This is a genomic window from Leptospira fletcheri, from assembly GCF_004769195.1.
Taxonomy (GTDB): domain Bacteria; phylum Spirochaetota; class Leptospiria; order Leptospirales; family Leptospiraceae; genus Leptospira_B; species Leptospira_B fletcheri.
The window spans coordinates 139,422-156,293 of the sequence record NZ_RQET01000004.1 but is presented as its reverse complement, the minus strand read 5'-3'; the positions used below and the strand labels follow the sequence as shown (position 1 = coordinate 156,293).

Sequence of the window (16,872 nt, the reverse complement as noted above, 5' to 3'; positions counted from 1 at the left end):
CTTTTATTGGAACGAATCGAACGCGGTTCGGATCCTTCGAAGACGAGCCTTCCCCCAATTATTTATAGCTTGAATAAAAAATCCAGGTCGTTTTTCGTATTCTCGGAGATTTAAGAGGCGAAACAGAATGAAAATTCACCCAACAGCCATAGTAGATTCAAAGGCAGAATTGCACGAATCCGTCGAAGTGGGAGCTTACACGATCATAGAAAGGGATACGGTGGTCGGAGAAGGAACGATTATCGAGACCGGAGTCCGTATTTTCGCCGGCACGGAAATGGGAAAGTTCAATCGAGTCTCTCATGGAGCAGTTATAGGAGTCGTGCCCCAGGATCTAGGCTTCGACGCCGCCACTCCGACCAAAACGATCATCGGCGATCATAATACGTTTAAGGAATATTCGAATATTCATCGCGGTACGAAGACGGATTCCCCCACAGTTATAGGAAATCGAAATTATATTATGGGGAATGCGCATGTCGGCCACGACTGTATCTTGGGAGACGGTAATATTCTTACCCACGGTTTGGTTCTTGCCGGCCACGTGACCGTAGGAAACAAGGCTTTCATTTCCGGATTAGTCGCCGTCCATCAATTTTGCTTTGTAGGCGATTACGCGATGATTGGCGGTTGTGCCAAGGTAGTTCAGGATGTTCCTCCCTATTCCACAGCAGACGGAAATCCGTGTACGATTGTCGGATTGAATACGGTGGGATTGAAACGGGGAGGTTTTTCCCCCGAGGTCAGGACCGCCATCAAGCAGGCATATAAGGTCATTTATCATTCCGGAATGAATTATAGCCAGGCTTTGGAAGCTTTGGAAAAGCAGGGAAACCATCGCCAGGAAGTTCTCAACATCATCGCGTTCTTTAAGAACAGCGACCGCGGGGTAATGGATCACAGGTGAGAGTTCTCGTCACCGGGGGAGCCGGTTACATCGGTAGTCACGTCGTCGCACTATTATTGGACAAAGGCTACGAGGTTCTTGTAGTCGATAATATGCAAAAGGGGAACGAGAAAAATCTTTTCCCCCAAGCGGAATTGGTCGTCGGAGACATCCACGATACGTCCGTTTTGGAAAAGGCGTTTTCAAAGCTTGTCGATGCAGTCTTTCATTTTGCCGCATGGAAAGCCGCAGGTGAATCCATGACGGATCCGTCCAAATACGCGCTGAATAATATTGCCGGTTCCATCCAACTGCTCGCATTTATGGAGCGGAAGGGCACGAAGAATTTCGTGTTTTCCTCTTCCGCGGCGGTGTATGGAACTCCCCGATATCTTCCGCTGGATGAAAACCACCCGTTGCATCCCGAGAATTATTACGGCTATACCAAACTCGCCATAGAAGAGAATCTACACTGGTTTGATAAGTTGAAGGGAATCAAATTTGCGGCATTGCGTTATTTTAATGCGGCAGGATACGATCCTTTAGGCAGAGTTAAAGGGTTGGAACGAACTCCTGCAAACCTTCTTCCGATCGTTATGGAAGCCGCGGTAGGTATGAGATCCGGCATGGAGGTATTCGGAACGGATTACGACACTCCGGACGGAAGTTGCGTCAGAGATTATATTCACGTAAGCGATTTAGCCTCCGCCCACGTTCTCGGTTTGGAATACATCATTCGGGAAAAAAAATCCTTAGCAGTAAATTTAGGGACCGGAAAGGGATATTCCGTATTAGAAATTCTTAAATTAGCGGAGAAGGTCGTAGGAAAGTCGATCCCGTATAAATTATCGGAGAGAAGATTCGGGGATCCCGCGAAATTATGGGCCGAGGCAAGCTTGGCTGAAAGGCTTTTGGGTTGGAAGTGCCTTTATAGCGATCCTAAAACGATCCTCGAAACAAGCTGGTCCGTTTATCGGGATCAATCATAATTCAGGAATGAATCCGCGACGCATAGTATTTTCCGTCACGGTTACCGGCTCTACGAATTGTTTCAGGTAATCCGGTCCACCGGCCTTGGCTCCTACTCCGGAGAGTTTGAACCCGCCGAAAGGCTGGCGGTCTACGATGGCACCTGTGATCCCTCGATTGATGTATAGATTTCCCACTTCTAGGAGTCGTTTGGCTAAGGAAATATTTTTCGGATTTCTAGAATATAAGCCGCCGGTTAAAGCGTAGTCCACTTCATTGGCTTTCCGGATCGCCTCTTCGAAATTCCGAACTTTGAATAGGGTCACGATGGGTGCAAAGAATTCGGCCTGGCCTAGATCGGAATCGAATTCCTTGCTTTCCAGCAGGATTGCATCCACGTAATTTCCTTTCTCTTTCAGATCGGCAGAGATCTCCAATTTTTGAAGGAGATTCGGAGCGAATTTTTTGGAAAGATTTTCGATTCTTGTCTTGGATTCGGAATCGATCACCGGACCGATTTTGGACGAAGGATCCTCCGGGGGACCGGGTTTTAAGGAAAGCAGAGCCTCCGAAAATCTTTTTTTGAACAATTCATAACAAGATTCTAATACGATCAAACGGGAGAGAGCGCTGCATTTCTGGCCTTGGAATCCGAAGGCCGACTGTATCGATCCGGCAACCGCCTCGTCCAAATCCGCATCCTCGTCCACGATGATCGCGTTTTTGCCGCCCATTTCGGCCACGACTCTTTTGATGAATTTCAGTTCGAGTGCGGCAGTTTCACGGATCATTTGCAATCCGACTGCGCGGGATCCGGTGAAATTGATCGTATGAACTTTCGGATGTTTCACCAGATAGGAGCCGATTTCTTCTCCCTTCCCCGGCAGGAATTGCAAAGCTTTGTCAGGGGTTCCCGCTTCCTTTAGAAAACCGTAAAGAATAGACGCGATCGCTGAAGATTGTTCCGCCGGTTTCATAATAACGGTATTGCCGGTTACTAGCGGTGCTACGGTCATACCGCAAAGGATGGCCAAAGGAAAATTCCAGGGTGCGATTACGACGGTCAATCCTTTGGGTCTGTAGAAAAACGAATTGTCTTCCCCTTCCAGATTCCGTATTCTAGGAGAGGAAAGTTTGTCGGCTTCCTGTGCGTAGAATTCGCAAAAATCGATGGCCTCCGCGATTTCCGCGTCGGCATCCTTGACTCCTTTTCCGACCTCCAGGATCATCAATGCGGTAAGTTCGTCCTTATTCTTACGCAACAACTGTGCAGTTTTTCTAAGAATGTCGCTCCGTTTATTTTGGGTTTCGTTTTGCCAAGATTCCGCAAAGTCGGAACAGACGGAGACTGCTTGTTCGGCCAATCGAACATCGGCATACGACACTTTCGCCACTGTCTCGCTTAGGTTTGCAGGGTTGAAAACCGGATGAGATTCGGAAGAAGAGACCGTTTTACCGGAAAGAATCGGAGACACCTGAATGGGCAGTCTCTTTCGAAGAGCCTGTACCGCATTTTGCAGCTTTTCTCTCTCTCGGGATAAGGTAAAATCGCGGATCGCTTCGTTTTTCAAAGCGATCGAATCTATTCCGGAATTCATATAGCAGCCTTCTTTCGAATCTCTAAAAGTTGGATTCTATCCTTTTTCTTCGAGTAGATGTTCTTTAAAAACCCTTCGTTCGTGGAATTTTCCAGTAGCCGGCGAACCAGATAAGCCATACCGGGAATTACTTCGCCTATCGGAGAATATTCACGGACGGAAATTCCGAATTTCCGAAGGGCCTTTTTATAAGGGTCGCCCATTCCATACAACATTTGAATTTCGTAATCTTTTTTCGGAATGTTCAATTCTTCGGCCAACGCGAGAGCGTGCGCCATGCTCCTTACATTATGCGTGGCAAAAGCGGGAAAAATACGGGGATGGGATCTAAGTAGCAGTTCGGCGCATTTTTCATAATTCAGATCCGTTTCCGGTTTGGTGAGAAAAACGGGAGGTTCCCAACCCTTTTGTTTGGACTGAACCACTTCGAATTCCCAATAAGCTCCTTTGACCAAACGGACGGTAAGAGGAAACTTTCTCTTACCCGAAACGGTGATCACTTTTTCCAGGTCCTGCAAGGAGGTGAGAAGGTAGGCTTGGATTACCAATCCGAAGTGGGGATAATCGAGAAATTCCTGCTCCGAGAAAAGTTCCAATCCTGCCGTTAGAATCAGATCCTTGGTCTCATACTGTTCTAAGTCGAGATTGACGAAGACGTTTTTGGTGACGGCGGATCTGAAAATGGGACGCAATCTTTCTTTTAACACGGAAACGGAATATTCGAAAGCTAAAGGATCTAATTGGGAAAACAGCGCCGAGCATTTTACGGAGATATTTCCGTTGGCGCTCGGATTGGGTAGATTGGGATTCAGTTTTTGTAGGATCGGATCCCCCGCTATACCTTCCAACAACGAAAGGTATTTTTCGGAATATTCCCCGGCCTCACGTTCGGAAAGCACGGCCTCTCCCAAAATGTCTATCGTATTCGAAATTCCTAATTTGTATCTGGAATATACGGTGTTTTTCGCCTGGTCGTAATTCCTGCCTACTATGAAAAACTTCGCGAAGAAAAGGATCATTTTGCCGGTGATAAAGGAAAGAAGAAACGCGGTGATCGGATTGGACAGCGCGATTCTCATCGCGAATTTTAACAGAACCGGGAGTTCTGTCCGGGTCTGTAAAAAATATAACCGAATATGATCCGCGACTTGTATCCAGTTCCGAAGCGTAGGGAAAACATCCGCGAACCGGAAGGCTTGGACTTTCAATTCGGGTCTATCGTCCAAAAAGGAAAGAGACTTGGAAAAGATGGAATACGAACTGAAAATCGAAGGTTCGAATTCGTCTCCTGCGGAAAAAATGGAAATCCCTTTTTGGATCGTCTTCTCCTCCAGAGACGGGATTGCGTTTTCGGATCGTTCTTGTCCCGGATTCATTTTTCTACGAGTATTCTGCTTCACTACCGATCGTCGAAGTCCGAGGAAGATTTCTTTTTCCACAAACCCAGAGCGGTTTCTCGAAACTTGAATCTTTATGAAACTTATAAAAGTAGAATATTTTTCGGCGGATGATTTTTCTCCGAAAGAATGCCGGAAAATTAAACGGATTGAAATAAACTTTTTTACGTTCGGTAATCGAAGATTAGGAACGCAATTCGGAATCGGGTATTCGGCTAGTACTTATTTCCCGCCGGAGATCGATTTACACTCCGGATTTACCGAGCCGACGTATTCCATTGGCAGTTCTCCAAGTACGTCTGAACCCAAAAATTTTCCCGTCAGGGTAAGGTTGCCTTTTTTATATTCCCTTTCCCAATCTTTTTGGAAATCGTTGGCCAACTTCGCGTAAGACCAGTGCCATTTTTCCTCGTCGTAGCCTTTATTTCCTCGTTCCGATTTAGGAGAGTACGGCTGACAAAACCCGTATTTGGAGGCGTTCTTACGGAGCCATTGATACAGTTTATCCCCGCGACCGCCTTTTTCGAAATAGGAATTCTCCAGGGAATTGATATCTATATCCGTTCCCCAATGGTGCCTGGAAGTTCCCGGCGCGCTCGAATATTCCAGAATCAGGCTTACGATCTGCAGAGGGCTCTTTCCTTGGACCCCTTCTCGCATTTTACGCTTTCCCGTGAATTTATCCTCCCAGATCCCCTTCTGATCGTTAAACGAACGAAAGGCAGAAACCAGGAACGGAATTTGCCTTTCCTCGGGATGGTCTTTTTTGTATGCTTCGACCAGTTTTAAAAATGCGGATAGAGTTTCCTGTCTCAGATAAAAAATCCGCGAGTCCCCCGGATTTTTATAAACGACTAGATTTTTTTCGGCAGAGTAAGATCCCAATAAATAGGAAACAGGCGATATTCCCAGATACAAACCTGTATCGGATTCCGCAAATATGGGTTGTACGAATAACCAGGTCGTGGTAACGAACAAGAGAGTGAAGAAACGGAACGGGGAGGGAACTCGCATATTTCTCCACTTTGCTTCGGAGGGCATCTCGGAAAAGGAATTTTAGATCGAGCAAAATTCCAGGCTGCTCTTTTGACATGGACGGAAATTCGATTGAAGTCGTCGTAAATGTGAAATCTTCTGTAAAAAAACTTCTAGGGAAAACCAGGATGAAACGTATCTTTCCGGCTCTTTTGCCGATTTTCTTTTTCGCCAATTGCTATTTGATCGATAAGGTCGGGATTACGATTCCGGAAAAAGTAAAGGGGGACGAGGCTAAGAATCGGATCGTAACTAGCGCCGTGATCGGAGCTTCCGTAAGTCCGAATTCCTCGTCAATTATCGCCCTGGTATCCTACCAATTGGCGAACGTGGATGAAAGTAAATACTACAACAAAACGGACGTAGACAACTGCGCAAATCGGGCGTTGTTGATCAACTTAAGCGAGCTGAAGATCGGCGGCTTCGATTGCAATTTGGAAGCCGATAAGTTGATCGTACCTTATATATATTGAATTCGTTTCGCGGTATTTCTCTTTGTCCGAGAAATCGGAACGCGACATCAATTGGAGAATAGAAGGGCTCCCTCCGCGAATCGGTGGGAGATTTCATTTTTTTCCATATCTCCGATACTGCCGAATTTTTTCGCGTCGTCCCGGCTGATCTCGATCCAGTCCTTGTCTTCCCTTAAATCCGCGATTCGGAAATCGGGAAGACCGCTTTGCCTGAATCCTAGCAATTCTCCGGGACCTCTCAGCTTTAAATCGATTTCGGAGAGTAGAAAGCCGTCCTCCGAATCTACCAGAGCCTGGATTCTTACCTTTGCTTCCTCGGATACCTGTGAGTTCGATAACAGGATGCAGAAACTTTCATGCGTTCCCCTTCCGACCCGACCGCGTAACTGATGGAGTTGGGAGATCCCGAATCTATCGGAATGCTCGATTACCATGACGGAGGCGTTCGGAACGTCTACTCCGACCTCGATAACCGTGGTGCTGACAAGAATTTGGATTTCGTTTTTTTGGAAAGAATGCATGACTCTCTCTTTTTCCGCGGCGTCCAATCTTCCGTGTAAGAGTCCTACGGAGAATTCCGGGAAAACGTCTCTCTGTAACGTTTCATACGCCTCTATGCAGGATTTTAGGTCCGACTTTTCGGATTCTTCTACTAGCGGATAAACGATATAACATTGTCTTCCTTGTTGGACGTATTTTCGGATCGAATTGTAGACTCCGCTTCTCCGGCTGTCCGTAAACCAACGGGTTTGGATCGGTTTTCTTCCGGCAGGTTTGTGCCTTAACGTGACCAGCTCCAAATCTCCGTACAAGGTAAGGCATAACGTTCTGGGTATGGGTGTGGCAGTCATAGCGAGAATGTCAGGGTTTTTCCCCTTTGCCCTTAAAGCCTCCCTTTGCTCCACTCCGAATTTGTGTTGTTCGTCTATGACGACTAAACCCAGATCCTTGAACTCCACATCTTCCTGGAACAAACTGTGTGTTCCGATCAAGAAATAGGATTCCGCTTTTTTTAGTCTGTATAGTTTTTCCGCCCGGATCTTTTTGGGTTCTTTTCCCACTAGCAATTCTATTCCGAGAAAGGGCATATTGCCCAAAAAACGCAAGACCGTTTGGTAATGCTGCCTCGCCAGAATTTCCGTCGGCGCTACCATGCAAACCTGCACTTGATTGTCTGTGTAACGAAGCGCTGTCAAAAGTGCGACCAAGGTTTTTCCCGAACCGACGTCTCCTTGTAAAAGGATCGCAGCGGGAGTATCCGAGCGGGTCCATTCCTCTATTTTAGAAAGACTTTCCGTCTGGTCTCCGGTCAATCTGAAAGGAAGTTTCGAAACGACTTCCTGGGCGGATCGGGATTCGGGTAAGGGCCATAGAATTCGAGGGACTTTGGCTCTTCGAGATTTTTTATATTCTATTAGTAAATTGAAATAATATAATTCTTCATATTTGAATCTCGTCCTGGCTTTGGATAGATTCGACTCTTCCGAAGGAAAATGGATTTCCCGAAAAGCGGTTTCTCGGTCCAAAAAGGATCTGACGGACACCACTTCCTGGGGGAGTATCTCGGGAATTTTTCCTTTCAGGATTTCGAGGGAATAAAACACCAATCTCCGTAGGCCTCTGGAATCCAGATGTTCTTCCCGGAGAGCTTCGGTCGTAGGATATAACGGAATGATTCTCCCGACATGAATGGATTCCGGAAGATCATCCGTGTTCAGTTCGGCATTTCCTCCGTAGGAAAGGATTTCGTAATCCGGATGGACCAACTGAAAGCCCCGGAAATATTCCAATCGTCCAGTAGCTGCAACTAAAAGACCGGTGTGGAATACGCGCCGAAAATATTGGACCCCTTTGAAGAATACGAGGCTTACGGGCTCGTTATTCTTCGTCTTGGCAGTGACCACTAACCTGGTTTTCTTTCCGTGAGCCAAATAGGAATCTAGGATTTCCAGGATGAGGGTGACAGACTCTCCCTGTTTTAAAAGTATGTTCTCCGTCAGATTGCGATCCAGATATTTTCTAGGAAACCAGAGGAGAAGATCCTGGATAGTCCTGATTCCGACCGAAGCGAGAGCTTCCTCTTTTTTCGCCCCCACTCCTTTTAGGGAAGAGATCGAACTGGATAATCCGACAGCGCCGGTTTTTTTTTCAAAGGCCGAGTTCTTCATCCTGGATCGGTTTTGGGGGAGGGTTTTCCTTCGCCGGTTCTTCCGCCGGCGGGCTCGAATCATCCAATCCTAGGTAACAATATCGGCAACCATAAATCCGAGCTTGCCTTTTGGCTCCCGGGGAAGCAGGTTCGAAAACCACCGCATACAGATATTCGTGCCTATCCAAAAGTCGTCCGCATACCGGGCAGAGTCTCGGCTTGGGAAGATTCGGATCCCAATCTCCGCCGTAGACTTTTTTCGGATTTCCGTATTCTTTTCCTTCGTTCTTGCCGGATCTGGAATTTTTTCTGTCCAAACGTTTCGTATCCACCGTATACAACGCGTGGAAAAAAAGCGCCGCGGCCCCTAAGGCGGCGACTAAGGTAAGAAACGTGATCATTGCTTCAGGTAGTCCTTGATTTTGGCGGCCATGGAGCCTGGTAATTTGATCCCTTTCTCCTCCAAACGTCCCGCGTACTTATGGAAGGAATAAGTATGCTGGGAGGAAACGATGATCCCGTCGAAGCATTCCTCCACGGATTTGGTGATGCTTTCCCAAAGAGGAAGTCTCTCCGATATCAGGTTTTCGTAACGATGGAGAAGCTTGCGATTGACTCCTCTGCAAATGGACCTATAAAAACAGAAGCGGATCAGAAGGGCAGACGATTCGTTGTTTTCTCGGATGTCTTTTTCGAGCTGGTTCAGATTGATGCAATCCACGATTTCCAATTTGTAGGCGTGGGAGTTGTGTTCGAAGGTCACAAGGTTCAGGAACATGTGTTTGAATAGGGAAATTTTGTAGCAATTTTCCAGCCCACATTCCCCCATTTTTCCGTCTTCGCAACGGGTGTACATGACGATATCCGTATCGGAATCGGCCGTCGCCTGACCGAAGTTAAGTGAACCTAATATGTCGAAGGCCACTTCGTCTCCACCGTAATTGATTAGCTTCGAGAATTTCTTGAAATCCTCGATTCTCTCCCTGGAAATACGAGTTTCGTGAGACCTAAAAAATTTTTTTAGGCCGATGAATTTCTGGATCGTAGGGTTGTCATTAAAACCTGGAAGAGTCATTTCACTAACGGATAAAATCCTCCGCGGAAACTTCCGAATCAGGATTCGCTTTCGTTAGGGAAAGTTTCTCCCCAGTGCAATCGACCTCCAGAAGTCTGCGGATGGAGTGATCCGATAGTCTATTCAATTTCACATTTTTTACAAGATCGTTTTCTAATTCTATTTCGGTAAAGAATCCGCCCGGTTGAAAACCGAAGACGGAATCCACAGGGCCGAAATTGGACGGATTTAGAAAAAGGGTTTTTCCCTTTTTTATGATCCCTTGGTCTTCATGAACGTGGCCGGAAACGACCAAGGAAGGCGAATTTTCGTCCAAGTATCTGCGTATTCCCTGGGATCCGACATGTCCAAAACTCGGAATTTTATCCAGATAACCGAAGGCTGGGTTATGGATCACGACGATATCAGGCCTTTCCTCGTTGAAAAAATCCTCAGGTTCGCTATAAGATTTTCCATTCCGGTTGTATTCGTGGAATTTTACGGCCAATTTTTCCGGAATTCCGGAAGTGATGATGGGTGCGCCGCCGTAACCGGCGAATTTTAAACCGTTCATTTCGAACGTTTTTCTGTGCAGGTCTCTCTCGTAAAGGGCGGAATATTGCAGGTCTATATCGTAATTTCCCGGCAGAAGACGGACCGGAGCTTTGGCGTATTTTTGGATGATGATTTCGATGAGTTCGTATTTTTCCTTCATCGTTTTGGACGCTTGGTGGAATAGGCGTCTGTATTCGTGGGATTTTTCCACGATTGGGGCCGGGTATTTTTCGGGAAATCGGACCGCTCTGGTCGCGTAATCGTAAGGATTAATCTCTTCCTTTTGGTCTTCCGTGATGAGGTACATTTCCTCCTGGAGCGTGACGAATTCTATGATTCTTTCCGGATTGAAAAAAGCCTTATATATGATGTCCCCTGAAAATAGATAGAGGTCACCCTCCGTTCCAAGTAAGACTTCTTTCAGACCTCTGAGGCCGTCGTGAATGTCCGTGAGGTAAATTATCTTCATTAAGATTCTTTCCTATAGCACGGTAAGACGGAAGAACGAACGCTGTTCAAACCGCAATCGAACTAATTCTCCAAACCGGTCGAAGAATGTCCAATCAGAAACCTGGTTTTTCAAAGGCAACTTTTTTGTCGGAGTATCGGAATAGAGATTAAAATTTTGAAAAAACTTTCGTCCAAAAAATGTTTAGTCCCGCCAAAGCATCAATAGGCTGTCTTCGTTTTCGGAGATGGGTTCTATCCTTAGATAATCCGGTCCGAAAAAATCGAGTAAGGGTTTCAGGATGGTATTGGATCGCACGAATAAAAATACGTTGCCCTTTTCCGGGATCACCTTCTGCACCGAAATCTTCCCCGCTACTTCCGGGATTTCGGCCAGAAAGTAATTCAAATCTATCCGAACTTCGTTTCCGATTTCGGTAAGCGATAGAATTTCAGGAATTTCCCGTACGATTTCTTCGAGGATCAGCCTCCTGTGGAATTTAAAGACTTTGGAGAAAAAACGGATCGGATCGAAGGATCGAGGGCTGTGGTCGTACAAACGAAACGATTCGATGCGGAAGATGACTTTGTTTCCTTCCACACGTACCGGTCTTAGAGAAAGTTTGAATTTCACATAATCGGTCCGAAGCAACTTGGACCAGGTCAATCCTTTGATGCAATAATGGCCTGATAGAAGTAGAATGCCGCTTCCGGCATCCAAAATCAGGGACTCTAAATCTTCCCTTCCTTCCACCACTTTTTTGCGAAGGACTTTGTTCAAGGAATGGAGAAGGATGGCGATTCGATAATTACTTTTGGTCGGGTTTTCACTGCGGGAAACGTTCCCGGATAAAAAATCCCAGAGATTAAATCCCGGAAGTTTCCGCAAGTCCAGCATGGGAAGGCCAAGGATAGCGTTTCTGATTCCGGCGGTAAACTCATTTCCCGAATTTACGGAATTTCGGATATCGGACGAAATTCGAACCTCCTTTTTTTCTTGTAGGCAACCCGTTTCCGGTCGAGGATCGTCGTTTCTCCGGATTGACGGAGGGGGAAAAGGAAAGCAGGATGCAAATCGGGGTGATCGGATCGGGAAGTTTTGGAACTTCCTTAGGTGCTTTGCTCGCGGATAAGGGGTACGAGGTCACTCTTTGGGCCAGAAACCCGGATCTCATCCGGGAAATGAATGAAAATCACCGCAACGAAAAATACCTTCCCGGAATCGAATTGCCGGAAAACCTAAGGGCAAGTCAAAATCTGGAGGATGCTGTTAAGAATAAAGACATGATCGTCTCCGCTCCTCCTTCCCACGTAATCACGGATATTTTACGAGAGATCAAATCCTATCTACCGGTAAAAGCCCCCATCGTCTCCGCGAGCAAAGGGATCGAAAACGGAAGCCTTAGATTGGTTTCCGAAATTTTCGAAGCGGAACTTCCGGGAAAATTTCATAGCCAGCTTTCTTATCTGTCGGGACCGAGCTTCGCAAAGGAGATCGTGAGAAGGGTTCCTACCATAGTGAGCATCGCTTCCAAAAACGAAGCGACGGCGCGTAAAGTGCAGGAAATCTTTAGTTTCACTTATTTTAGAACCTACTGGACGCCCGATGTGATCGGAGTGGAGGTAGGAGGTTCCTTGAAGAACGTGATCGCTATCGCAGCAGGGGTGAGCGACGGATTGGGGTTCGGACAGAATACCAGAGCCGCACTGATCACGAGAGGTCTGACGGAAATTTCCAGGCTTGGGATAAAGTTGGGAGCGGATCCTCTCACCTTTTTGGGACCTTCCGGGATGGGGGATCTGATTTTGACTTGCTGTGGGGATGCGTCCCGAAACAGAACCGTGGGATTCCGGTTAGGAAAGGGCGAAGGTTTGGATTCGATTTTAGGAGGGATGAACGAAGTCGCAGAAGGAGTGAAAACTTCCAAGAGCGCGTACGAACTGTCCAAAAAGTTAGGAATCGAAATGGCGATCACGACCGAAGTGTATAAAATGCTTTACGAACATAAGAATCCGAAGGATGTTGTTAGGGATCTCATGAGTCGAGATCTCAAGAGAGAAGGACTCTGAAAGCCGCGAGGCCGAGGAAACGAACTTCTTTGTATCGGCACTCTTTCCATATCTTTCCTTCTAGTTTTCCGATCCGTGCACGGCGGATCATTTTTTCCTGCTTCATTTCGGTCGTCTGTTCCTGCTCCTCATTGGCCGCGCAAACGAAAACGTCGGACGGTTGGAGCGGGGGCCCTGGAAATTTCCAATTGAATTTAGGGGGAAGAGTCGTTTTCAATAAGGAGAGCGATTTGTCCGCCATTCCGGATACTTTGAACCCCGGACAGAGATCAGAATACGCGCTGTTCGTCGGAGAGTATCTTCTTTTAAATAAAGATTCCGTAAAATTCGCAAACCTAATGTCCTTGGTAAAGCAGGACAGGAGTTTAGGGTTGGCGGAAGCTCTCCTGTCGTATTTTCAGGATCTGTATTTTTCCAAAAAAGGAAGCGGGGAAAAATTCCTGAAAAACTGGCGGCCCGAAGGAAACGATCCTTATATGGGACAACTTTCCGAATCCGTTAAGAACGTTTTGCTTCTCAAGAAGCCCGCGGAAAAGCTGAAATGCTCCCCGAAAAAAAACTATTATTCCCTTTGTCGCTCACTTCGCTTAAACGGATATCTTTCGGATTTTAAACCGGGAGCCGCGGGCTATGATACGGAATACACGAACCTGCATCGAGTATTGGCTCCTTTTGCGGAGGAGTCCGAATTGCGTCACGTTCCTTTTTTGACGCATTACCTTTCCGGCGTTTCGGATTATCTCTCCGAATTGGGCCTGCCCAGAGACGCGATCCATTTCGGTAAGATAGGAATCGTGTCCGAAAATCTGGGCGGCAGAATGGTTTCCCATTCCTACGAAAAGTTGGCGTATTACTATCTGATAGACGGCGACTTTTCGTCAGCGGAAAAGGTGCTGAACTATATTTTGGATCGTCAGGGCGAGATCACTCCTTCCTATAAAAATTCCATTTATCTAAAATTAGGAGCGCTTTCTTATCTTACCGGAGAACATGCGAAGGCTCTGGACTATTATCTCAATCTCGATTTTCTGGAATGGTCTTCCCGCATCCTTCATCCATTTTTGGGTGAGCCGATATCGATCAATAGCGCCAAAGATCTGGTTTCCGTCGCGGTCTGGAAATCCAAGAATCCCTTTAAAGCTGTGGACGCTTTGAATTCGGTAACCCTTCCGAAAAATCTCACCGAGGACGATCTGTTTCCTAGATTGCGGATCATCCAGATTCTTTCGGAAGACGAGCCGGAAGTGGCCTCTAAAATGGCTATGGATTTGAGTTTTTTGGCGCAGAGCAAGGGCTGGAGAAGAGTGGAATATTCTGCGACTCTTTTGCACGGATTTTTACAGTTCAAGACGAATAATTTAAGAAAGGCCATCATAGAGTTTACGAAGGCGTACGGAATTTTAAAGGATTCGGATCCTTCCTATCGCGAGGAATGGATTCGACTCAACGGTCTCTTTCTTTCCCATAGGGAATCCACGAACGTACGTGGAATCAAGGGATTCCTGGATCAGGCGATGAAGATTTCCGCCGCGGGCCATACCGACGATAAGATCTACGAAATCAAGAACTACCTTCCCATGCTCTACGGATCCAAAAATTTGGAATCTGCGGCGATCGATTTTTATACCAGACATGGATATAATGCGGAATTACTCTCCTTGTTCATCCATTCGGAAACGAACAACGAAATCTCGGAGGAGGATTCTCCTTCGGAGATATCTCTGATACGTACGCATAATAGAATTTTAAAATACAAAGGATTCTATCCTCCCGGTCGGGAGCCTTGGAAATCGACATGGTCGGAAATACGATCCAAAGAGGCCGTTCGGGTTCGGGATGAATTCGATCCCATCAGAAATGCGAATTTGAAAAAGATATCCTATCCGGTCGTCGCCTTTTTCGTTAGGGAAAAGAAGGCGTATCTGTTCACCAAAGACTCCGATTCGCATTCCGAACCGGAATTTCGTGAATTGGGCACGGATAGCGTTTCCAGCTATACCGCTCAGACGGCGTTACGAACCGCTATCGAGTCCTTTTCTAAAAAGGAGAAAATACAGATTTATTTGAATCTATCCGGAGTCGAAGCGGCGGAATATCTCAAAAAGGAATACCCGAATTCGGAGTTTCAGCTTTTTCGGCGGTTCGACAAACGGGAAGCGGACGATTCCGCAAAAAGAATTCTGGGACCTTCCTGCGGGGAACCTTTTCCTAAGTTTTCCGTCGAGGGAAATCGTCACATTCCCTGGCAATCTTTCGGGTCCGAATATTTCGACGGGGTTCGATTGCTACCGGGCAAATCCGCTTTGCTGGTCTGGAGTTTGGGTACATCCGGAAAGACCGGAAATAGACTCCGCGAATACGAATGGGGGTGCGGAGAAGGTTCGGTTTCCTTTAAAAAAATGAAGCGTCGTATGGATTTTCGGAATCTCCCGGATCGGATCCTTTTTACCAAGGATTCCTTAAACGGAAGCGGTTGGGGGAATAAATCAGAGGATTTTCTGGATTGGACCCGATTTTGGCTCTCGGCAGGAACGAATCGGATGTATTACGTACCTTCTTGGAATTCCGGATCCGAATCCGACATAAATCTTGCCGAAAGATTCGCCCACGAAAACGGAGAATCGATTCCCGGAACGAGAGTTTTAAAGTTGGTTCGGCATCTGGAATAGACGGCTTTTGTGTCTTTTTGCGGAAGAATTTTTCATTTTTTCCCACTCCAAAACACTCGACAGAGGACGGTTTTTAGAGGATCGTATCCCCAAGAAAGATGGACCCCGACAGTAGTAGCCGGAAATTTCCGGATCGACATGGTCTCGCCTGGACCGACCTTATTGCAACCCCCTATAGAATCCTTATTCAAGCCTTGATTGGAAATTCGAAACGCTGATGGACGTGGTCGGCTTTTTCGTAATTTTGATCCTTATTTTTGCGAACGGCTTTTTCGTGTCCGCGGAATTCGCGCTTGTTTCCGTTCGTCCGTCCCGCTTGGAAGAGATGATCCGAGACAACCGGCCATTGGCCCATTTGACCAAGAAAGCGGCTAGCAAGCTGAATGACATGCTTTCCGTCTGCCAGGTGGGAATCACGATCGCGAGTCTTCTGCTCGGTTGGGTAGGAGAAGGTTATCTTTCCAGATGGACCGAATTGATTTTCCGATTTGCCGGATACCCCGCTTCCGACCTTACGGTCCACGGGATCTCTGTCGCAATATCTTTTGCATTAATCACGTTTTTGCACATTCTTCTCGGGGAACTGCTTCCAAAAACCGTCGCAATTCAAAAGACGGAACAGATTGCGCTCATGACCAGCGTGCCGATCTTTTTCTTTTACTATCTGTTCTATCCCATTACGTTTTTCTTGAATAGTATGACTTCCTTGATTCTGAAGGTGATCGGCTTTAAGGGAGACGCCCATCGAATCATTCATTCGCCGGAAGAATTGATGATTCTTATCCAAGAACAGAACCGTCAAGGAACGATAGATAAGGAAGAATTCCAGATCATCCAAAATACATTCCAATTTTCGGAACATTTGGCGAAAGATGTGATGACCCACAGGTTGAGTATCGTAGGGGTTCCTACCGATATGTCCATGGAAGGTGTCCTTTCCGTCATTGCGGAACATCATTTTTCCAGATATCCCGTTTACGAAGGAACAACGGATAAGATCGTCGGGATCATACACGTTCAGGCATTTCTAGCCTGGCTTTCCTCTTCGAAACGGAACAAGAAGTCGAAGGTCACGAACATTATGCAGACTCCTGTATTCGTCCCGGAGAGCATGTCCATCGAAAAGGTTCTGCAAAAATTACGGAGCAAGAATCAACACATGGCCATCGTGATCGATGAATACGGCGGTGTAGCGGGGCTCATGACGCTTGAAGATATTATCGAAGAAGTGTTCGGACAGATCAGGGATGAAACCGACGATCACGAGACGGATCCTGTACCCAGCGACATCCCGGACGCCTTCGATATAGACGGGGAAACTGAGCTGGACGAATTGAAGGAAATCCTGACGGGAATCGAGGAAGAAAGTCTGAGCGATATCAGAACCATCGCGGGTTTCATTCTGGACAAGCTGGAAGACATGCCTAAGGAAGGTACCGAGGTCGCGATTCCGGAAGGCAAATTGCGGGTCGAAAAAATGGACGGAAATAAGATCATGACAGTCCGCTTTACCCGCCAATCCGAACCGTCTTCCCAATCTTCCTCCTTCGCTATTTAGATTGTAAGCCGA

At 46.7% G+C, this 16,872-nt stretch carries 15 protein-coding genes; 6 read left to right on the top strand and 9 right to left on the bottom strand.

Translation table 11 applies throughout. From position 1 onward, the window contains the following. Window positions 1-127 precede the first annotated feature (127 nt). Complete coding sequence (gene lpxA, locus EHO60_RS04070) at window positions 128-907, top strand: acyl-ACP--UDP-N-acetylglucosamine O-acyltransferase (RefSeq protein ID WP_135766899.1); 780 nt, start codon at window positions 128-130, stop codon at window positions 905-907. After that, window positions 904-1,875, top strand: coding sequence for a UDP-glucose 4-epimerase GalE (galE, locus tag EHO60_RS04065; RefSeq protein ID WP_135766898.1), 972 nt, complete (start codon window positions 904-906; stop codon window positions 1,873-1,875). Before lpxA ends, galE begins: the two co-directional genes overlap by 4 nt. On the opposite strand, the gene EHO60_RS04060 is transcribed toward galE, so the two are convergent. The 3 genes from EHO60_RS04060 to EHO60_RS04050 form a co-directional block, all read right to left on the bottom strand. Beyond that, the gene (locus EHO60_RS04060) at window positions 1,870-3,453 is read right to left on the bottom strand and encodes an aldehyde dehydrogenase family protein (RefSeq protein ID WP_135766897.1); all 1,584 of its coding nucleotides are present in this window, start codon (window positions 3,451-3,453) and stop codon (window positions 1,870-1,872) included. The genes galE and EHO60_RS04060 overlap by 6 nt on opposite strands. Then, window positions 3,450-4,829 carry a proline dehydrogenase family protein gene (locus EHO60_RS04055; protein ID WP_135766896.1) on the bottom strand — a complete coding sequence of 460 codons (1,380 nt, stop codon included), beginning with the start codon at window positions 4,827-4,829 and terminating at the stop codon, window positions 3,450-3,452. The genes EHO60_RS04060 and EHO60_RS04055 overlap by 4 nt, the downstream gene beginning before the upstream one ends. Window positions 4,830-5,072: 243 nt before the next feature. Beyond that, window positions 5,073-5,864 carry a M15 family metallopeptidase gene (locus EHO60_RS04050; RefSeq protein ID WP_135766895.1) on the bottom strand — a complete coding sequence of 264 codons (792 nt, stop codon included), beginning with the start codon at window positions 5,862-5,864 and terminating at the stop codon, window positions 5,073-5,075. Window positions 5,865-6,013: 149 nt separating this feature from the next. Here EHO60_RS04050 and EHO60_RS04045 point away from each other — a divergent pair, with 149 nt between their 5' ends. After that, window positions 6,014-6,358, top strand: a complete 345-nt coding sequence (locus tag EHO60_RS04045) for a TIGR04452 family lipoprotein (RefSeq protein WP_135766894.1) — start codon at window positions 6,014-6,016, stop codon at window positions 6,356-6,358. Window positions 6,359-6,405: 47 nt separating this feature from the next. Here the strand turns inward: EHO60_RS04045 and recG are convergent, their stop codons facing one another. The 5 genes from recG to EHO60_RS04020 all read right to left on the bottom strand — a co-directional run bounded on the left by recG (window position 6,406) and on the right by EHO60_RS04020 (window position 11,461). Then, on the bottom strand, window positions 6,406-8,526 hold the full coding sequence (gene recG / locus EHO60_RS04040) for an ATP-dependent DNA helicase RecG (RefSeq protein ID WP_135766893.1): 2,121 nt from the start codon (window positions 8,524-8,526) through the stop codon (window positions 6,406-6,408). Then, window positions 8,507-8,908, bottom strand: a complete 402-nt coding sequence (locus tag EHO60_RS04035; protein ID WP_135766892.1) for a hypothetical protein — start codon at window positions 8,906-8,908, stop codon at window positions 8,507-8,509. Before EHO60_RS04035 ends, recG begins: the two co-directional genes overlap by 20 nt. Then, window positions 8,905-9,582, bottom strand: a complete 678-nt coding sequence (locus EHO60_RS04030) for a hypothetical protein (protein WP_135766891.1) — start codon at window positions 9,580-9,582, stop codon at window positions 8,905-8,907. Before EHO60_RS04030 ends, EHO60_RS04035 begins: the two co-directional genes overlap by 4 nt. Window positions 9,583-9,586: 4 nt before the next feature. Next, window positions 9,587-10,585, bottom strand: a complete 999-nt coding sequence (locus EHO60_RS04025; protein WP_135766890.1) for a metallophosphoesterase family protein — start codon at window positions 10,583-10,585, stop codon at window positions 9,587-9,589. A 183-nt stretch (window positions 10,586-10,768) separates the two neighbouring features. Then, entirely contained in the window at window positions 10,769-11,461 is a 693-nt protein-coding gene (locus EHO60_RS04020; protein ID WP_135766889.1) for a hypothetical protein, read from the bottom strand. A 170-nt stretch (window positions 11,462-11,631) separates the two neighbouring features. Between EHO60_RS04020 and EHO60_RS04015 the strand changes: the two genes are divergently transcribed. Continuing rightward, window positions 11,632-12,633, top strand: a complete 1,002-nt coding sequence (locus EHO60_RS04015) for an NAD(P)H-dependent glycerol-3-phosphate dehydrogenase (RefSeq protein WP_135766888.1) — start codon at window positions 11,632-11,634, stop codon at window positions 12,631-12,633. On the opposite strand, the gene EHO60_RS17085 is transcribed toward EHO60_RS04015, so the two are convergent. Then, window positions 12,614-12,874 carry a hypothetical protein gene (locus EHO60_RS17085; RefSeq protein ID WP_167880146.1) on the bottom strand — a complete coding sequence of 87 codons (261 nt, stop codon included), beginning with the start codon at window positions 12,872-12,874 and terminating at the stop codon, window positions 12,614-12,616. The genes EHO60_RS04015 and EHO60_RS17085 overlap by 20 nt on opposite strands. Here EHO60_RS17085 and EHO60_RS04010 point away from each other — a divergent pair. Continuing rightward, window positions 12,864-15,302 carry a tetratricopeptide repeat protein gene (locus EHO60_RS04010; RefSeq protein ID WP_246028129.1) on the top strand — a complete coding sequence of 813 codons (2,439 nt, stop codon included), beginning with the start codon at window positions 12,864-12,866 and terminating at the stop codon, window positions 15,300-15,302. The two genes, EHO60_RS17085 and EHO60_RS04010, sit on opposite strands and share 11 nt — an antisense overlap. A 217-nt stretch (window positions 15,303-15,519) precedes the next feature. Then, window positions 15,520-16,860, top strand: coding sequence for a hemolysin family protein (locus EHO60_RS04005; RefSeq protein WP_135766886.1), 1,341 nt, complete (start codon window positions 15,520-15,522; stop codon window positions 16,858-16,860). Window positions 16,861-16,872: the final 12 nt, after the last annotated feature.